A 14,340-nucleotide genomic window follows, 5' to 3' on the forward strand; every position below is an offset into this window, starting at 1 on the left:
GCCCGTATGGCGGGCCTCATAACGATAAAAGACTAACGGTAAGGAGCCGTGATGGCAGGAAACAGTATTGGGCAGATTTTCCGCGTCACCACCTTCGGTGAATCTCACGGGGTGGCGCTGGGTTGTATCGTCGACGGCGTGCCGCCAGGCATCCCGCTTACCGAAGCCGATTTGCAACACGATCTGGACCGCCGTCGTCCGGGCACCTCGCGTTACACCACCCAGCGTCGCGAACCGGATCAGGTGCGTATTCTCTCCGGCGTATTCGAAGGCGTGACCACCGGTACCAGCATCGGTCTGATCATTGAAAACACCGATCAGCGCTCGCAAGACTACAGCGCCATCAAAGACGTGTTCCGTCCGGGGCATGCCGACTACACCTACGAACAGAAATACGGTCTGCGCGACTATCGTGGCGGCGGCCGCTCTTCGGCGCGTGAAACCGCCATGCGCGTCGCGGCGGGCGCTATCGCCAAGAAATACCTGCAGCAGAAGTTCGGCGTGCAGGTGCGCGGCTATCTGGCGCAGATCGGCGACGTGACCTGTGAGCTGAAAGACTGGGATCAGGTCGAGCAGAACCCGTTCTTCTGCCCGGATCCGGACAAGCTGGAAGCGCTGGACGAACTGATGCGCGCGCTGAAAAAAGAGGGCGACTCCATCGGCGCCAAGGTCAGCGTGATCGCTGAAAACGTGCCGGTTGGCCTGGGTGAGCCGGTGTTTGACCGCCTCGACGCCGATCTGGCGCACGCGCTGATGAGCATCAACGCGGTGAAAGGCGTGGAGATCGGCGACGGGTTCGCCGTGGTGACCAAACGCGGCAGCGAAAACCGCGATGAAATCACCCCGGAAGGCTTCCAGAGCAACCATGCCGGCGGCATTCTCGGCGGCATCAGCAGCGGCCAACCGGTGATCGCGCATCTGGCGCTGAAACCGACCTCCAGCATCATGGTGCCGGGGCGCACCATCAATCGCCAGGGCGAAGCGGTGGAAATGGTGACCCGCGGTCGCCACGATCCGTGCGTGGGCATCCGCGCCGTGCCGATCGCCGAAGCGATGATGGCGATCGTGTTGATGGATCACCTGCTGCGCCAGCGTGCGCAAAACGGTGATGTGGTTTCCGACGTGCCGCGCTGGTAATCGCCATGAAAAACTGGATGTTGGGCCTGCTGGCCCTGACGGCCTCCGCTTCCGCCATGGCGCTGACGCCGTGGCAGAAAATCGACCATCCGGTGGCCGGCGCGCCGCAGGCGGTGGGCGGTTTCGCCAACGGTTGCGTCATCGGCGCGCAGCCGCTGCCGCTGAACTCACCGAACTACCAGGTGATGCGTACCGACCAGCGCCGCTATTTTGGCCACCCGGATCTGCTGGCGTTCATTCAGCGTCTCAGCAGCCAGGCGAATCAGAAAGCGCTGGGCACGGTGCTGATCGGCGACATGGCGATGCCGGCCGGCGGGCGCTTCAGCAGCGGCCACGCCAGCCACCAGTCGGGGCTCGATGTCGACATCTGGCTGCAGTTGCCGCGCCAACGCTGGAGCGCGCAGCAATTGCTGAAGCCGCAGCCGATCGACCTGGTGTCGGGCGACGGCAAGCAGGTGGTGGCGCGCCAATGGCAACCGCAAATTGAGTCGCTGATTAAGCTGGCGGCACAGGATGCGGAGGTGACGCGCATCTTCGTCAATCCGGCGATCAAGCAGCGCCTGTGCCTGGATGCCGGCGCCGATCGGGCCTGGTTGCACAAGGTGCGGCCGTGGTTCGGCCACCGTGCGCACATGCACGTGCGTCTGCGTTGTCCGGCCGGCAGCCTGGAGTGCCAGGAGCAGGATACGCCGCCGCCGGGCGACGGCTGCGGCGCCGAACTGGCGAGCTGGTTCGTACCGCATCAGCCGAACGCGAAGCCGGGCAAACCCGTGCCGCCGCCGTTACCGCCGACCTGTCAGGCATTGCTGGATCACCATTTCTCAGCGGAATAACACATGGACTGGTTCGTCATTGGCCCCGAGATGCTCGGGGTGTTGTTTGCGGTAGCGCTGCTGGCGGGGTTTATCGACTCCATTGCCGGCGGCGGCGGGTTGCTGACGGTGCCGGCCCTGCTGGCGGTGGGGGTTCCTCCGGCGCAGGCGCTGGCGACCAATAAGTTGCAGTCGGTCGGCGGCTCCTTCTCCGCCAGTCTGTACTTCATTCGTCGGCGAGCGGTGAATCTCAACGACCAGAAGCTGACGATTTTTCTGACGCTGATCGGCTCGATCGCCGGCGCCATTTTGGTGCAGCATATGCGCGCCGATTTGCTGCGGCAGATGTTGCCGCTGCTGGTGATCGGCATCGGTCTCTATTTCTTGTTGATGCCGCGACTGGGGGAGGAAGATCGTCAACGCCGCCTTGGCGCCTTGCCGTTCGGGCTGGTGGCCGGTGGTTGCGTCGGGTTTTACGACGGCTTTTTCGGCCCCGGCGCCGGTTCATTCTACGCGTTGGCCTACGTGACGCTGTGCGGTTTCAACCTCGCCAAGTCCACGGCGCACGCCAAAGTGCTGAACTTTACCTCCAACGTCGGCGGGTTGGCGCTGTTCATCATCGGCGGCAAGGTGGTGTGGAGCATCGGTCTGGTGATGTTGGTGGGGCAGGTGCTGGGGGCGCGTCTGGGCGCGCACATGGTGCTGACCCGCGGCCAGAAATTGATTCGGCCGATGATCGTGATCGTTTCGCTGGTGATGAGCCTCAAGCTGCTGTACGACAATCACGGCGCGGAAATTCAGCAGTGGTTGACCGCCTTGATGCACGGTTAAAGATGAAAAGGGGGCGTTGCTTACGCGCCCTGTCTTATCGGGTATAATGGCCTCTTTATTTTTGTGGTTATAGAGTTTTTATGTCAGACACGCAGACCCGTCATCGCTATGAACATCTGATTGAGATCTTCAATCGCTGCTTCAGCGATGACTACAACACTCGCCTGGTGAAGGGCGACGACGAACCCATTTACCTGCCGGCCGACGATGAACTGCCGTATCACCGCATCGTGTTCGCCCACGGTTTTTACGCCAGCGGCCTGCACGAAATCTCGCACTGGTGCATCGCCGGTGAAGCGCGCCGTCAATTGGTGGACTTCGGTTATTGGTATTGCCCGGACGGGCGCGACGCGCAGACCCAGAGCGAATTCGAAGCCGTGGAGATAAAACCACAGGCGCTGGAATGGATGTTCTGTGTGGCGGCCGGTTTCCCGTTTAACGTCAGCTGCGACAACCTGAATGGCGACTGCGAGCCGGATCGCATTGCGTTCCAACGCAAGGTGCGCGACCGGGTATTGACGCTGCTGGAGCAGGGAATACCCACAAGGCCTGCGCGCTTTATTCAGGCGCTGCAATCGTTCTACAATACGCCACCGTTGGCGGCCGAGCATTTTCCGTACCCGGAAGATCTCAACTGACGCCACAGTCCGTTATTTAATGAGGAAATTTGATGATCGCAGAATTTGAAGCGCGCATTTTGGCGCTGATTGATGACATGGTAGAGCACGCCAGCGATGATGAACTGTTTGCCGGTGGCTACCTGCGCGGTCATCTGACGCTGGCGGTGGCCGAAGCGGAAGAGCAGGGCGAACACACCGCTGAAGCGCTGAAAGCGCGGGTGGAGGAGAGCCTGCACAAGGCGATCGCCGCCGGTGAACTTTCGCCGCCGGATCAGATCCTGGTGCGCGGCATGTGGGAAAACCTCTATCAGGCTGCCACCCCTGCCGCCTGACCGCTATGCCGGGGCGCGATCGCCGCGCCCCTCCGGGTTGATTAAACCGCACGTCCCTTCAGTAATTTCCGCACCCACATCCGATTCGGATTCAACGCCGCCAGCAGGCGCGCATCGCCCGGCAACGGCTCGCCGAACAGCTGCGCCGCCAAAATTTCCGCCGCCAGCGGCGCCGAGCTCAGCCCGCGCGAGCCTAATCCGCCGATAGCGAACAGGCCGGGATAGACCGGCGCATCGGCGACGGTTTCGCCGCGCTGATTTTGCCGCTGCAAATCCTGATACTGCGTCAGCGTGGCCTGATAGTCCGGCAGCGCGCCGACCATCGGCAGATGATCGCGGGTGGCGCTGCGCACGCCGCAGCGCGCCTGGCGTGCGCTGACGTCCACCTGCTGCGGCCAGGCTTGCTCCGGCAGGCAGCGCAGCAGGCGCTCGCGGTTTTCCTGTTGCTCCTGCTCGCGGTAGTCGGTGGCGATGTCGCCGCGCTGATAGCTGGCGCCAATGCAGTGCTGGCCGTTGTTGGCATTAATCGGCGTCAGGTAGCCGTCGTAGCACAAGACTTGCTTCAGTTGACCGAGGGCCGGCGAGGTCGGGATATGCGACACCTGCCCGCGTACCGAATACAGCGGCAGGGCTTCCGTCGGCGCCAGCTCGGCCAACCGATGGCCGTTGGCCAGGATCACCGTCGCATGGCGCCGGCTGTCGCCGTTGGCGAAATCGATGCGCCAGCCGTTTTCTTCCTGCGTCAGCATCTTTGCATCGTGCCGGTAGCAGCAGACCAAGCCCTGGCGCTGCGCCAGCGCGATAGCGCCGCGCGTCAGCTCGGCCGGGCACAGCCAGCCGCCTAGCGGGTAGGTGATGCCGCCAAAGCCGGTATCGACGCCGCAGCGTTCGCTGAGCGTCTCGCGGTCGGCCGCCATCGCCAAGGCCTGCGGCCAGTCGGTTTTCAGCATATTGGCGATCTTGGCGCTGCTCTTTTCGTCATAGGCCAACTGGCTGACGCCGCACCACTGGTGATCGAAGGCGACGCCTTGTTGCAACAGGGCGTCGTATTGGCGGCGGGCGAAGGGAAACGCGGCGCTGAAGAAACTCTCCAGCGCGTCGCCGCTGCCGTTCAGCAAAGGATAAATCGCGCCCTGGCGGTTGCCGGATGCGCCTTCGGCCGCCTGTTCATCGGCGCAGTACAGCGTGACGGTGGCGCCGCGCCGCAGCAAGGCCAGCGCAGTGAGCGCGCTGGCGACGCCGCCGCCGATCAGGGCGATGTCGGCGGTGTTGTCCGCCGCCGGGCGTCGATACCAGGGCGCTGGGTGTGCGGCGGGCTGCGCATCGGCCGGGAGCTCGCCGGCGAGCATTTCACGTTTTTGGCCGAAGCCTTTGCAGCGGTTGACCTGAAAACCGGCCTGCTGCAAGCCGCGGCGCACGAAGCCGGCGGCGGTAAAGGTGGCGAAGCTGCCTCCCGGCCGGGCGAAACGCGCCATGGCGGCGAACAGTTGATCGGTCCACATGTCGGGATTTTTTGCCGGCGCGAAGCCGTCGAGGAACCAGGCATCCACCTGGTTATTCATGCTGGCGTCAAACTGCGGCAGCAAATCGTTGACGTCGCCGAACCACAGATCGAGCGTAATGCGGCCTTCGGCTAACAGCAGGCGATGGCAACCCGGCAACGGCAGCGGCCATTGGGCGCGTAGTTCGTCGGCGTAAGGCGCCAGCTCCGGCCAGCGCGCATGCGCCGCCGCTAGGTCAGCCTGCTGCAGGGGAAATTTTTCGAAGCTGATAAAGTGCAGGCGCTGCAGCGTTGCGTCCGGCTCGGCCTGGCGAAAGCCGGCGAAGGCCTGCCATAGCGTGAGGAAATTGAGCCCGGTGCCAAACCCGGTTTCCGCCACGACAAACAGCGAGCGCGGGTGGACGGCGAAACGCTGCGGCAGCCGATTGCCGTGCAGGAAGACATAACGGGTTTCTTCCAGCCCATCCTGATTGGAAAAATAGACGTCATCAAACTGTTTCGAAACAGGTGTACCCTGTTCGTTCCAGGTTAGCGTTGCGGTTTGGATGGGGGCATGGTTCACGGTCAATGGCTCGAAATTCAAGGGATGCCGCGAATTCTAACGGCGCTGGCGCCTTGGCGCAAACTGGACAACAATAAAGCTGAAAAACGCTGATCGGACTTGTTCGGCTTACATCTGTACGCTAAAGTGCGATGCAAAATCCCGTAGGTAAATAGTGGAAGAGGTATTGAATGAAACGTGCAGTGATTACTGGCCTGGGAGTTGTCTCCAGCATTGGTAATAACCAGCAGGAGGTCCTGGCGAGCCTGCAGGAAGGACGTTCTGGGATCACTTTCTCCCAGGAACTGAAAGATTCCGGCATGCGTAGTCACGTATGGGGGCAAGTTAAGCTCGACACGACCGGCCTGATCGACCGCAAGGCGGTGCGTTTCATGAGCGATGCTTCCATTTATGCCTTCCTGGCGATGCAAGAAGCGATCGCGTCTTCCGGTTTGAAGGAAGAAGAGTATCAAAACAACCCGCGCGTAGGCCTGATCGCCGGTTCCGGCGGCGGTTCTCCGCGCTTCCAGGTGTTCGGCGCCGATGCGATGCGCAGCCCACGCGGCTTGAAAGCGGTTGGCCCGTACGTGGTCACCAAAGCCATGGCTTCCGGCGTTTCCGCCTGCCTGGCGACGCCATTCAAAATCCACGGCGTGAACTACTCCATCAGCTCCGCTTGCGCGACCTCCGCACACTGCATCGGCAACGCGGTTGAGCAAATCCAGCTGGGCAAACAGGACATCGTGTTCGCCGGCGGCGGCGAAGAGCTGTGCTGGGAAATGGCCTGCGAGTTCGATGCGATGGGCGCGCTGTCCACCAAGTACAACGACACGCCGGAAAAAGCCTCCCGCACCTACGACGCCGATCGTGACGGTTTCGTCATCGCCGGCGGCGGCGGCATGGTGGTGGTTGAAGAACTGGAGCACGCGCTGGCGCGCGGCGCGCACATCTACGCAGAAATCGTCGGCTACGGCGCAACGTCTGACGGCGCCGACATGGTTGCACCTTCGGGCGAAGGCGCAGTGCGCTGCATGAAGATGGCGATGCAGGATCTGGACGCGCCGATCGACTACATCAACGTGCACGGCACCTCCACACCGGTGGGCGACGTGAAAGAACTGGGCGCCATTCGCGAAGTGTTCGGCGACAATACCCCGGCTATCTCCTCCACCAAGGCGATGACCGGTCACTCGCTGGGCGCCGCGGGCGTGCAGGAAGCGATCTACAGCCTGTTGATGCTGGAGCACGGCTTTATCGCACCGAGCATCAACATCGAAACGCTGGATGAGCAGGCGGTCGGCATGAACATCGTGACTCAGCCGACTCAGCGCGAGCTGACCACCGTGATGTCCAACAGCTTCGGCTTCGGCGGCACCAACGCCACCCTGGTGATGCGCAAACTGGCGAAATAATCCCGCCTGAGCCTCACCTCGCCATCAAGCCCGCGTTTTCGCGGGCTTTTTATTGCTCAAAGCCCACTTGCCGGGCGCTCGGAGTTTTCCCAAATCACATCCCCTGACACATCATTACCTCGTCATTACACGCGTTGGGCATACAATAGCCTGGTAGCGTGATTATCGCTCGGCGTAGCTTTATAAAGTGATCGAACATTGAGGCAAGAAGTATGAAAAAGTTAATTGCGGTTGGGTTACTGTCGGCCGTGTTGGCCGGATGCGCCACCGATTCTCCCTGCGTACCGGTCTACGATGACCAGGGGCGTCTGGTGCATACCAACACCTGTATGAAGGGCACCACTCAGGATAACTGGGAAACCGCGGGCGCGATCGCCGGCGGCGCGGCGGCGGTTGCCGGTCTGACCCTCGGCATCATCGCGCTGACCAAGTGATCGGCGCGGAACAGGACTAAGCCCGGCCATGGCGTGCCGGGCTTTTTTTATCTCACTGCACCAAAAACGCTTTGAACTGCGGCGTCATCACGGCGCTGAAACCGTCGTCGGTTTTACTGATCAGGTAGACCGCCAGCCCTTTCTCTTCCGCGAGCTGCAACGCTTTCTCCGTGCCCAGCACCATCAGACCGGTATCCCAGCCGTCGGCCTCGAGCGCGGTCGGGGCGATCACCGTGGCGGAAACCAGCCGGTGGTTGATCGGCCTGCCGGTGGTCGGATCGATGACATGGGAGTAGCGCTGGCCGTTTTGTTCAAAGTAGTTGCGGTAGCTGCCGGCGGTGCTGATGCCGTAACCGTGCAGATCAACCAGCGCCTGCACCGCATTTTCACGATCGGTCGGCTTTTGGATCGCCACCCGCCAGGGTTTGCCCTGGCCGTTGACGCCGCGCGAAGAGACCGCGCCACCGACCGATACCAGGTAGTTGGTAATGCCGTTGCGGTTCATCAGGCGCACCAACTCATCCGCGCCATAGCCTTCGCCCAGCGTTGAGAGATCGACATACATATCCGGCAGATCTTTTTGCAGCCACTCCCCGCGGTTGTCGCTGATCAGCTTCAGGTGCTGCAGGCCGGTGCGCTGCTTCGCCGCGTCGATCTGCGCCTGTTCCGGCACCTTGACCGGATGTTTGTCTGGGCCGAATCCCCACAGGTTCACCAGCGGGCCGACGGTGATATCCATGGCGCCGCCGGTATCGCGGCCGATGCGTTGAGCCATCAACACGATGTCCGCCATGCCGCGTGGGATCGGCTGCGCCCCGAGGCTGGCGCTGCGGTTAAACCGCGACAGCACCGAATCGGCGCGGTAGGTAGAGATATCGTCGTTGGCCCGTTCGAGCACCGTGTCGATCTGCCGCTGCAGCTCTTGTTTGCCGATCGCGACGTCACCGCTGACCTTAACGCTGTAGAAGGTGCCCATGGTCTTGCCGTCGATATCGATTTGCGGGCGGGAGGAGGAGGCATTGTCGCAGGCGGCGAGCAGGGCGCATAAGGCACTCAGCAACGCCCCTTTGGCGAACAGGGAAGCCATAACATGTCCTTTGAAAACGAGAAAGCCGCTACAAATAAAGTAAAGCGCGGCAAATGAAAAGCGGATAAAGGTAAAATAGCATTTTGCTGGCGCTGAAGCCGCGTCTGAGCTAACGTCTGCCCATTCTTTTCGGTGAGGTTCACGCAGCCACCATGAGTTCAACCGCCATTTCTCGGCTTATCCACCCCTTTATCAAAGATCGCTTCTTGCATGCATTGCTGCTGGCCGGCGTGGCGATGTTCGCTTTTCATCCGCAACCGCTGACAGCGCTGGGTGGTTTTATCGACGGCCGTACCCTCATCACCCTGTTGGGGCTGATGCTGCTGACCAAAGGCGTGGAGGTCAGCGGTTACTTCGATTTTGTCGGCCGCAAGATTATCAACCGCTTGCTCAGCGAACGGCGGCTGGCGCTGTTCCTGGTGTTTTCCGCCGCGCTGCTGTCGTCGTTTCTTACCAACGATGTGGCGCTGTTTATCGTCATTCCGCTCACCATCACGCTGAAAAAGCTGTCGGCGCTGCCGGTTGGCCGCTTGATCATCTTCCAGGCGCTGGCGGTGAACGCCGGTTCGTTGCTGACGCCGATCGGTAACCCGCAAAATATCCTGCTGTGGAGCCGCTCCGGCCTCTCTTTCCTCGGTTTCATCGGCCAGATGGCGCCGTTTGGCGCCGCAATGATGTTGAGCTTGCTGGCGCTGACCTGGTTAAGCTTCCCGGCGCGCGACATTGTGAAAGCGCCGAATACCGAGGGGTATCCCTACCAGCGGCCGCTGTTGCTGAGCTGCGTAGGGCTGTATGCGGTTTTCCTGCTGAGTCTCGATTTCGATCTGCCGTTGTATGGGCTGTTGGCGGTGTTCGCCGGTTTCTTGCTGCTGGCGCGCCGGGTGCTGTTGCAGATCGACTGGAGCCTGATTTTCGTGTTCGCCGCCATGTTCATCGATGTCGGCCTGTTTACCCGTTTGCCGCCGCTTCAGCCGGCGTTCGCCGCCATCGCCGGGCTGAGCGAGGGCGGCGTGTATGCGTTGGGCGTTGGGCTGTCGCAGATCGTCAGCAACGTGCCGGCCACCATACTGTTGCTCAACTATGTGCCTTCCAGCGCTCAGCTGGCCTATGCGGTCAACGCCGGCGGCTTCGGGTTGGCGATCGGATCGCTCGCCAACCTGATTGCGCTGCGCATGGCGGGGGAGCGCATGATCTGGTTGCGCTTCCACTATTATTCGCTGCCGCTGTTGGTATGGGCCGCGTTGCTCGGCTGGCTGTTGAGCTAACTCTGATTACCGCTTTGCCGCGCGGCCAGCAGGCAAATGCTGCGGGTCACCTGATAGGATTTCACGAAGGCGCTGACGGGTAAAAACTCGAAGCGCGAGTGGAAGTTATGCGCGCCGGTGAAGTAATTGGGCGTCAGGATGCCGCGGCTGGAGAGCGCCGCGCCGTCGGTGCCGCCGCGCATCGGGATCACCTTCGGCGGGATACCGTGGGCGGCGAGGGCGCCGAAGATCAGATCGATAGCGCGCCGGTCCTCGCCGATGGCGTTGCTGATGTTGCTGTAGATGTCGCTGACGCTGCAGCTGACGTTGGCGCGCGGATAGTTGGCCGCCACCTGGCACACCGTCTCCTCAAGGCGGGCCTTGCGCGTCTCGAACGCCGCGCGATCGAAGTCGCGAATCGACACCTTCAGCGTCGCCTGATTGGCGTTGGCGGCCAGATCGGTGAACCAGAAATAACCCTCGCGCCCCTCGGTGTGCTCCGGGGTATCCTGCACGTCGAATCGGTTTATGATGTCGTTGGCGATGCGTATTGGGTTGATTAACACGTTTTTCGCCGACATCGGGTGGGCGGTCACTCCCTCGATGCGGATCTCTGCCGCCGCCGCGTTGAAATTCTCGTATACCACTTCACCCAGTTCGCAGCAGTCGATGGTGTAGGCGAAATCGACGGGGAAGCGCTGCAGATCCAGCGCCTTGGCGCCGCGCAGGCCGATTTCTTCGTCCGGCACGAACGCCACCACGATATCGCCGTGGCGATCGGCCGCGGTCAGGTTGGCCAGCAGCGTCATCACCACGGTGACCGCCGCCTTATTGTCGGCGCCCAGCACGCTGGTGCCGTCGCTGAACAGGATCTCTTCGTTCCGGTAGGGCAGGATCTCCGGATGCTCGGCGACCCGCAGCCAGATGTCTTGCTCGGCGTTCAGACATAAATCTTCGCCGGTGAAGCGCAGGCGCTGCGGGCGAATCTCGGGCGAGAGGCCAACGTCCACGGTGTCGATATGCGTGATGAAGCCGATGCGCGGCGCGCCGGGTTGGGTGCCGGGCTTGCGCGCGGTCACGGTGGCGTGCTCGTCGATTTGCACGTCGGCCAGGCCGAGCCGGCGCAGCTCGTCCGCCAACAGTTGCGCCATCTCATGCTGCCCCGGCGTGCTGGGCAGGGTGGCTGCGGCGGCGTTACTCTGGCTGGTCACCGCCAGATAGCGGAAGAAACGTTCGGTAAGCTGTTCGGCAATCGGGCTGGTCATCGGAACTCCTCGCGGTTGGCAATCTACCGGTTTTAAAACGAAATCAGCCGTTTGTCCAACGGTGCAATGCGTAAACCGCCAGAATGCGAAGTATCGCGCAGAAACGAAAAATAGCGGTGCAACTAGGAAATAGTCGCAGGTTTCTGCGGCAAAATCGGTGTTAGCTGTGGGCCGGGATGCGCCCACATAACACTTATCTGTCCCTCAAGGAGAATTCATGCACACCGGTCACGCTCTGCTTATCACCTTACTGTCCCTGGGTATCTCTCACAGCGCCTGGTCGTCTGCCGATACCGGGCACGCCAACAGCAACGCCAACAGCCGCGAGGTGGCCAGCGCGTTGGGCGGCCTGAAGAACAAAACCTACGAACTGGAACAGGCGCCGAAGATCCGCGTAGCCAGCTTCAATATCGCCGCCGGCAAGGTCAGCGACATGACCGCCATCGCCAAGGCGATTCGCGCGATGAACGTCGACGTGGTGGCGCTGCAGGAGGTGGATAAACTCACCGCCCGCAGCGGGCGGGTCGATCAGGCGGCGGAACTGGCGAAGCTGACCGGCATGCAGGCGGTGTTCGGCCGGGCGATCGATTTCGACGGCGGTGAATACGGCCTGGCGTTTCTCTCGAAGTATCCGCTGCACGATGCCGTGATCTATCCGTTGCCGTCCGGCCAGCGCGAGCAGCGCATCGCCTTCAGCGCCAAGGTCGATGTGCCGGAGTTCCCGACGCCGATCACCCTGTTCAACACCCACCTCGATACCAAGGAAGATCCGACGATGCGTCTGGATCAGGTACGGGAGCTGAACGATCGCACCATCGAAGTGCGCGGCATCAAACTGCTGTTCGGCGACATGAACGACGTACCGGGCAGCGTCACCTGGCTGGAGCTGAGCCGCTATTGGAACGATATCATGCCCAACGGGCAGGACGGCCGCAGCTGGCCGGCGGAAAACGCCGAAATCAAGGTGGATTACATCTTTAGCGGCAATGCGCAGCGTTGGCATCTGGACAGCCTGACGGTGCCGAACGCTAGCGGCGATTGGAACGGCGTGCACTGGCCGGCGGTGAGCGATCACCTGCCGCTGGTTGCGGAGATGCGCCTGACCGAGCAATAAGCCGGCCGGCGTCTCTCCGGGGCAGGGCTAAGCCGCGGCGATCCGCGCCAGCCGCTCGACGGCGCTGCGGATCTCGCCCGGCGTCAGGGCCGAAAAGCCCAGCAGCCATCCGTCGCGCTGGGCCTGAACCGTTTGGTATTGCGCAGTTAACCCGGGCGTAAGGACGCCGAGCCGCCGCGCCTGCCGGCTGAGCGCCGCCTCCTGGCCGGGCGGCAGCCAGACGCTGAGCTGCAGGCCGCCGGCGGCGGGAGCGGGTGTGGCGAAGTGGCCGAGTTTTTCGCGCACTGCCGCCAGCAACACATCGCGCCGGCTATGGTAGAGTTGGCGCATGTAGCGGATATGCGCGGCGAAGTGCCCCTGGCGGATGAATTCGGCGGTGACCGCCTGCATCAGCTGCGCGCTGTGGCCGTCATACACCGTGCGCGCGGTGACGAACGCTTCAACCAGCGTGGGCGGTACGATCAGGTACGCCAACCGCAACGAAGGGAACAGCGATTTGGAGAAGGTGCCGAGGTACAGTACGCGGCCACGGCGATCCAGGCCCTGCATCGCCGGTATCGGCAGGCCGTCGTAATGAAACTCGCTGTCGTAATCGTCCTCAATGATCCAGGCCTGCTGCCTTTCCGCCAGCATCAGCAATGCCAATCGGCGCGCCAGGCTGAGCGCTGCGCCGGTTGGGTATTGGTGCGAGGGCGTCAGATAAATCAAACGCGGCTCGGGCAAGGAGGGTTCAGCGTGCAGGCCGTCGCCGTCTACCGCCACCGGCGTCAGGGCGGCGCCGGCGCTGATAAAGGCGTTTCTCGCCCCGGCGTAACCCGGTTCTTCCATCCAGACGCTGTCGCCGCTGTCCAGCAGCAACGTGGCGAGCAGCTGCAGCGCCTGCTGCGAACTGGTCAGCACGATAACCTGGTTTGCATCGCAGATTACGCCGCGCGTTTGGTTGACGTGGGCGGCAATCGCTTCACGCAGCGGCAAATAGCCCTGCGGGTCGCCGTAGCGCAGCAGGCTTTCCCCCTGTAGCCGCAGGCGCTGCGCGGTCAACTGCTTCCACAAGGCCAGCGGAAACGCGCGCAGATCCGGCGAGCCGGCGGCAAACGCCTGTGGCTGCTGCGGATCGCGGCAGCCGCCGGTTTGCACGATCTGTTGGCCGCGCTGCGAAAGGCGCGGCAAGCCGGAGCCGGCTGCCGGCGGCGGTGATTTGGCGATGGTAATCGCCACAAAGGTGCCCTGGCCGACGCGGCGCAGCAAATATCCTTCCGCCTCCAACTGGCCGTAGGCTGCTTCGACGGTCACCCTTGAGAGGCTCAGATCCCCAGCCAGCACTCGGCTGGAGGGCAGGCGTTGCCCAATGCTCAATGCGCCGTGGTGGATGGCTTGCCGCAATGCCGCGCACAAACGATCGCGCAGTGTGCCGACGGCCTGGGGCGATTGCTGAAACAGCGTGATCAGCGTGTGCCGCATAATGGGTCTTATCATCTGTGGATAATGGGTATCAATCATAAGACCAAAATGGGGCACTATTGTCATCTGTCTTGATGCACGGGAGTAAGTGATATGTCGAAAGAATCATTGGTGCTGGCTTTTCCGCCGGCGGCGCCGGAAGAGAGTTTGGCCTACCTGGCGGCCAAACTGAGCCGCTATGCGGATGCCTGGGATGTGGCGGAAGATCTGCGCAAAGGCGTGGACGGGATAGTGGTGATCGATACCCGCGCGGAGGCGCTGTACGCCGCCGGGCATATTCCCGGCGCGTTCAGCTTGCCGCATCGCCTGATGGATGAAGCCGGCACGGCGCATCTGGATCGTAAAAAGGTGTATGTGACCTACTGCGACGGCATTGGCTGCAACGGATCCACCAAAGGCGCTTACAAGCTGGCGAAACTGGGATTCAGGGTGAAGGAGCTGATCGGCGGGCTGGACTTCTGGCTGCGCGATGGCCATCCATTGGCCATCGGAGAACAGCCGGGATCGCTGCGCGATCGGGCGGCTGCTGAGGACTGCGGCTGCGCCTGA

General features: G+C 62.2%; 14 protein-coding genes. 10 read left to right on the plus strand and 4 right to left on the minus strand.

The window, feature by feature from the left end; genetic code table 11:
• Nucleotides 1–51: 51 nt before the first annotated feature.
• The 5 genes from aroC to ACMGGK_RS06240 all read left to right on the plus strand — a co-directional run bounded on the left by aroC (nt 52) and on the right by ACMGGK_RS06240 (nt 3,732).
• Nucleotides 52–1,137, plus strand: a complete 1,086-nt coding sequence (gene aroC / locus ACMGGK_RS06220) for a chorismate synthase (RefSeq protein WP_004936219.1) — start codon at nt 52–54, stop codon at nt 1,135–1,137.
• A gap of 5 nt (nt 1,138–1,142) precedes the next feature.
• Nucleotides 1,143–1,970: a penicillin-insensitive murein endopeptidase gene (gene mepA / locus ACMGGK_RS06225; RefSeq protein WP_033639752.1), complete on the plus strand. Its 828-nt coding sequence runs from the start codon at nt 1,143–1,145 to the stop codon at nt 1,968–1,970.
• A gap of 3 nt (nt 1,971–1,973) precedes the next feature.
• Nucleotides 1,974–2,780 (plus strand): sulfite exporter TauE/SafE family protein, encoded by an 807-nt coding sequence (locus ACMGGK_RS06230; RefSeq protein ID WP_016926853.1) that lies wholly within the window; start codon nt 1,974–1,976, stop codon nt 2,778–2,780.
• An 80-nt stretch (nt 2,781–2,860) separates the two neighbouring features.
• Nucleotides 2,861–3,418: an elongation factor P hydroxylase gene (locus ACMGGK_RS06235; protein WP_151254452.1), complete on the plus strand. Its 558-nt coding sequence runs from the start codon at nt 2,861–2,863 to the stop codon at nt 3,416–3,418.
• A gap of 32 nt (nt 3,419–3,450) precedes the next feature.
• A complete protein-coding gene (locus ACMGGK_RS06240; protein WP_016926855.1) occupies nt 3,451–3,732 on the plus strand; it encodes a YfcL family protein in 282 nt (93 codons plus the stop codon).
• A 41-nt stretch (nt 3,733–3,773) separates the two neighbouring features.
• On the opposite strand, the gene mnmC is transcribed toward ACMGGK_RS06240, so the two are convergent.
• The gene (gene mnmC, locus ACMGGK_RS06245; protein WP_079450348.1) at nt 3,774–5,795 is read right to left on the minus strand and encodes a bifunctional tRNA (5-methylaminomethyl-2-thiouridine)(34)-methyltransferase MnmD/FAD-dependent 5-carboxymethylaminomethyl-2-thiouridine(34) oxidoreductase MnmC; all 2,022 of its coding nucleotides are present in this window, start codon (nt 5,793–5,795) and stop codon (nt 3,774–3,776) included.
• 170 nt (nt 5,796–5,965) lie between these two features.
• Between mnmC and fabB the strand changes: the two genes are divergently transcribed.
• Both fabB and ACMGGK_RS06255 read left to right on the plus strand, forming a co-directional pair.
• Nucleotides 5,966–7,186: a beta-ketoacyl-ACP synthase I gene (fabB, locus tag ACMGGK_RS06250; protein ID WP_004936203.1), complete on the plus strand. Its 1,221-nt coding sequence runs from the start codon at nt 5,966–5,968 to the stop codon at nt 7,184–7,186.
• A gap of 212 nt (nt 7,187–7,398) precedes the next feature.
• Complete coding sequence (locus tag ACMGGK_RS06255) at nt 7,399–7,620, plus strand: hypothetical protein (RefSeq protein ID WP_004936201.1); 222 nt, start codon at nt 7,399–7,401, stop codon at nt 7,618–7,620.
• A gap of 52 nt (nt 7,621–7,672) precedes the next feature.
• Here the strand turns inward: ACMGGK_RS06255 and apbE are convergent, their stop codons facing one another.
• Nucleotides 7,673–8,707 carry an FAD:protein FMN transferase ApbE gene (gene apbE / locus ACMGGK_RS06260; protein ID WP_115436331.1) on the minus strand — a complete coding sequence of 345 codons (1,035 nt, stop codon included), beginning with the start codon at nt 8,705–8,707 and terminating at the stop codon, nt 7,673–7,675.
• A gap of 152 nt (nt 8,708–8,859) precedes the next feature.
• On the opposite strand from apbE, the gene ACMGGK_RS06265 reads away from it, so the two are divergent.
• Nucleotides 8,860–9,972 (plus strand): SLC13 family permease, encoded by a 1,113-nt coding sequence (locus ACMGGK_RS06265; RefSeq protein ID WP_079450310.1) that lies wholly within the window; start codon nt 8,860–8,862, stop codon nt 9,970–9,972.
• On the opposite strand, the gene pepT is transcribed toward ACMGGK_RS06265, so the two are convergent.
• Nucleotides 9,969–11,216 (minus strand): peptidase T, encoded by a 1,248-nt coding sequence (pepT, locus tag ACMGGK_RS06270; RefSeq protein WP_079450309.1) that lies wholly within the window; start codon nt 11,214–11,216, stop codon nt 9,969–9,971. The genes ACMGGK_RS06265 and pepT overlap by 4 nt on opposite strands.
• A gap of 217 nt (nt 11,217–11,433) precedes the next feature.
• Between pepT and ACMGGK_RS06275 the strand changes: the two genes are divergently transcribed.
• Nucleotides 11,434–12,330, plus strand: coding sequence for an endonuclease/exonuclease/phosphatase family protein (locus ACMGGK_RS06275; protein WP_016926861.1), 897 nt, complete (start codon nt 11,434–11,436; stop codon nt 12,328–12,330).
• A gap of 27 nt (nt 12,331–12,357) precedes the next feature.
• On the opposite strand, the gene ACMGGK_RS06280 is transcribed toward ACMGGK_RS06275, so the two are convergent.
• Nucleotides 12,358–13,791, minus strand: coding sequence for a PLP-dependent aminotransferase family protein (locus ACMGGK_RS06280; RefSeq protein ID WP_420276761.1), 1,434 nt, complete (start codon nt 13,789–13,791; stop codon nt 12,358–12,360).
• Nucleotides 13,792–13,884: 93 nt separating this feature from the next.
• Here ACMGGK_RS06280 and ACMGGK_RS06285 point away from each other — a divergent pair, with 93 nt between their 5' ends.
• Nucleotides 13,885–14,340, plus strand: coding sequence for a rhodanese-like domain-containing protein (locus ACMGGK_RS06285; protein WP_016926863.1), 456 nt, complete (start codon nt 13,885–13,887; stop codon nt 14,338–14,340).

Source organism: Serratia sp. BNK-33-b (assembly GCF_048684565.1).
GTDB lineage: Bacteria > Pseudomonadota > Gammaproteobacteria > Enterobacterales > Enterobacteriaceae > Serratia > Serratia marcescens.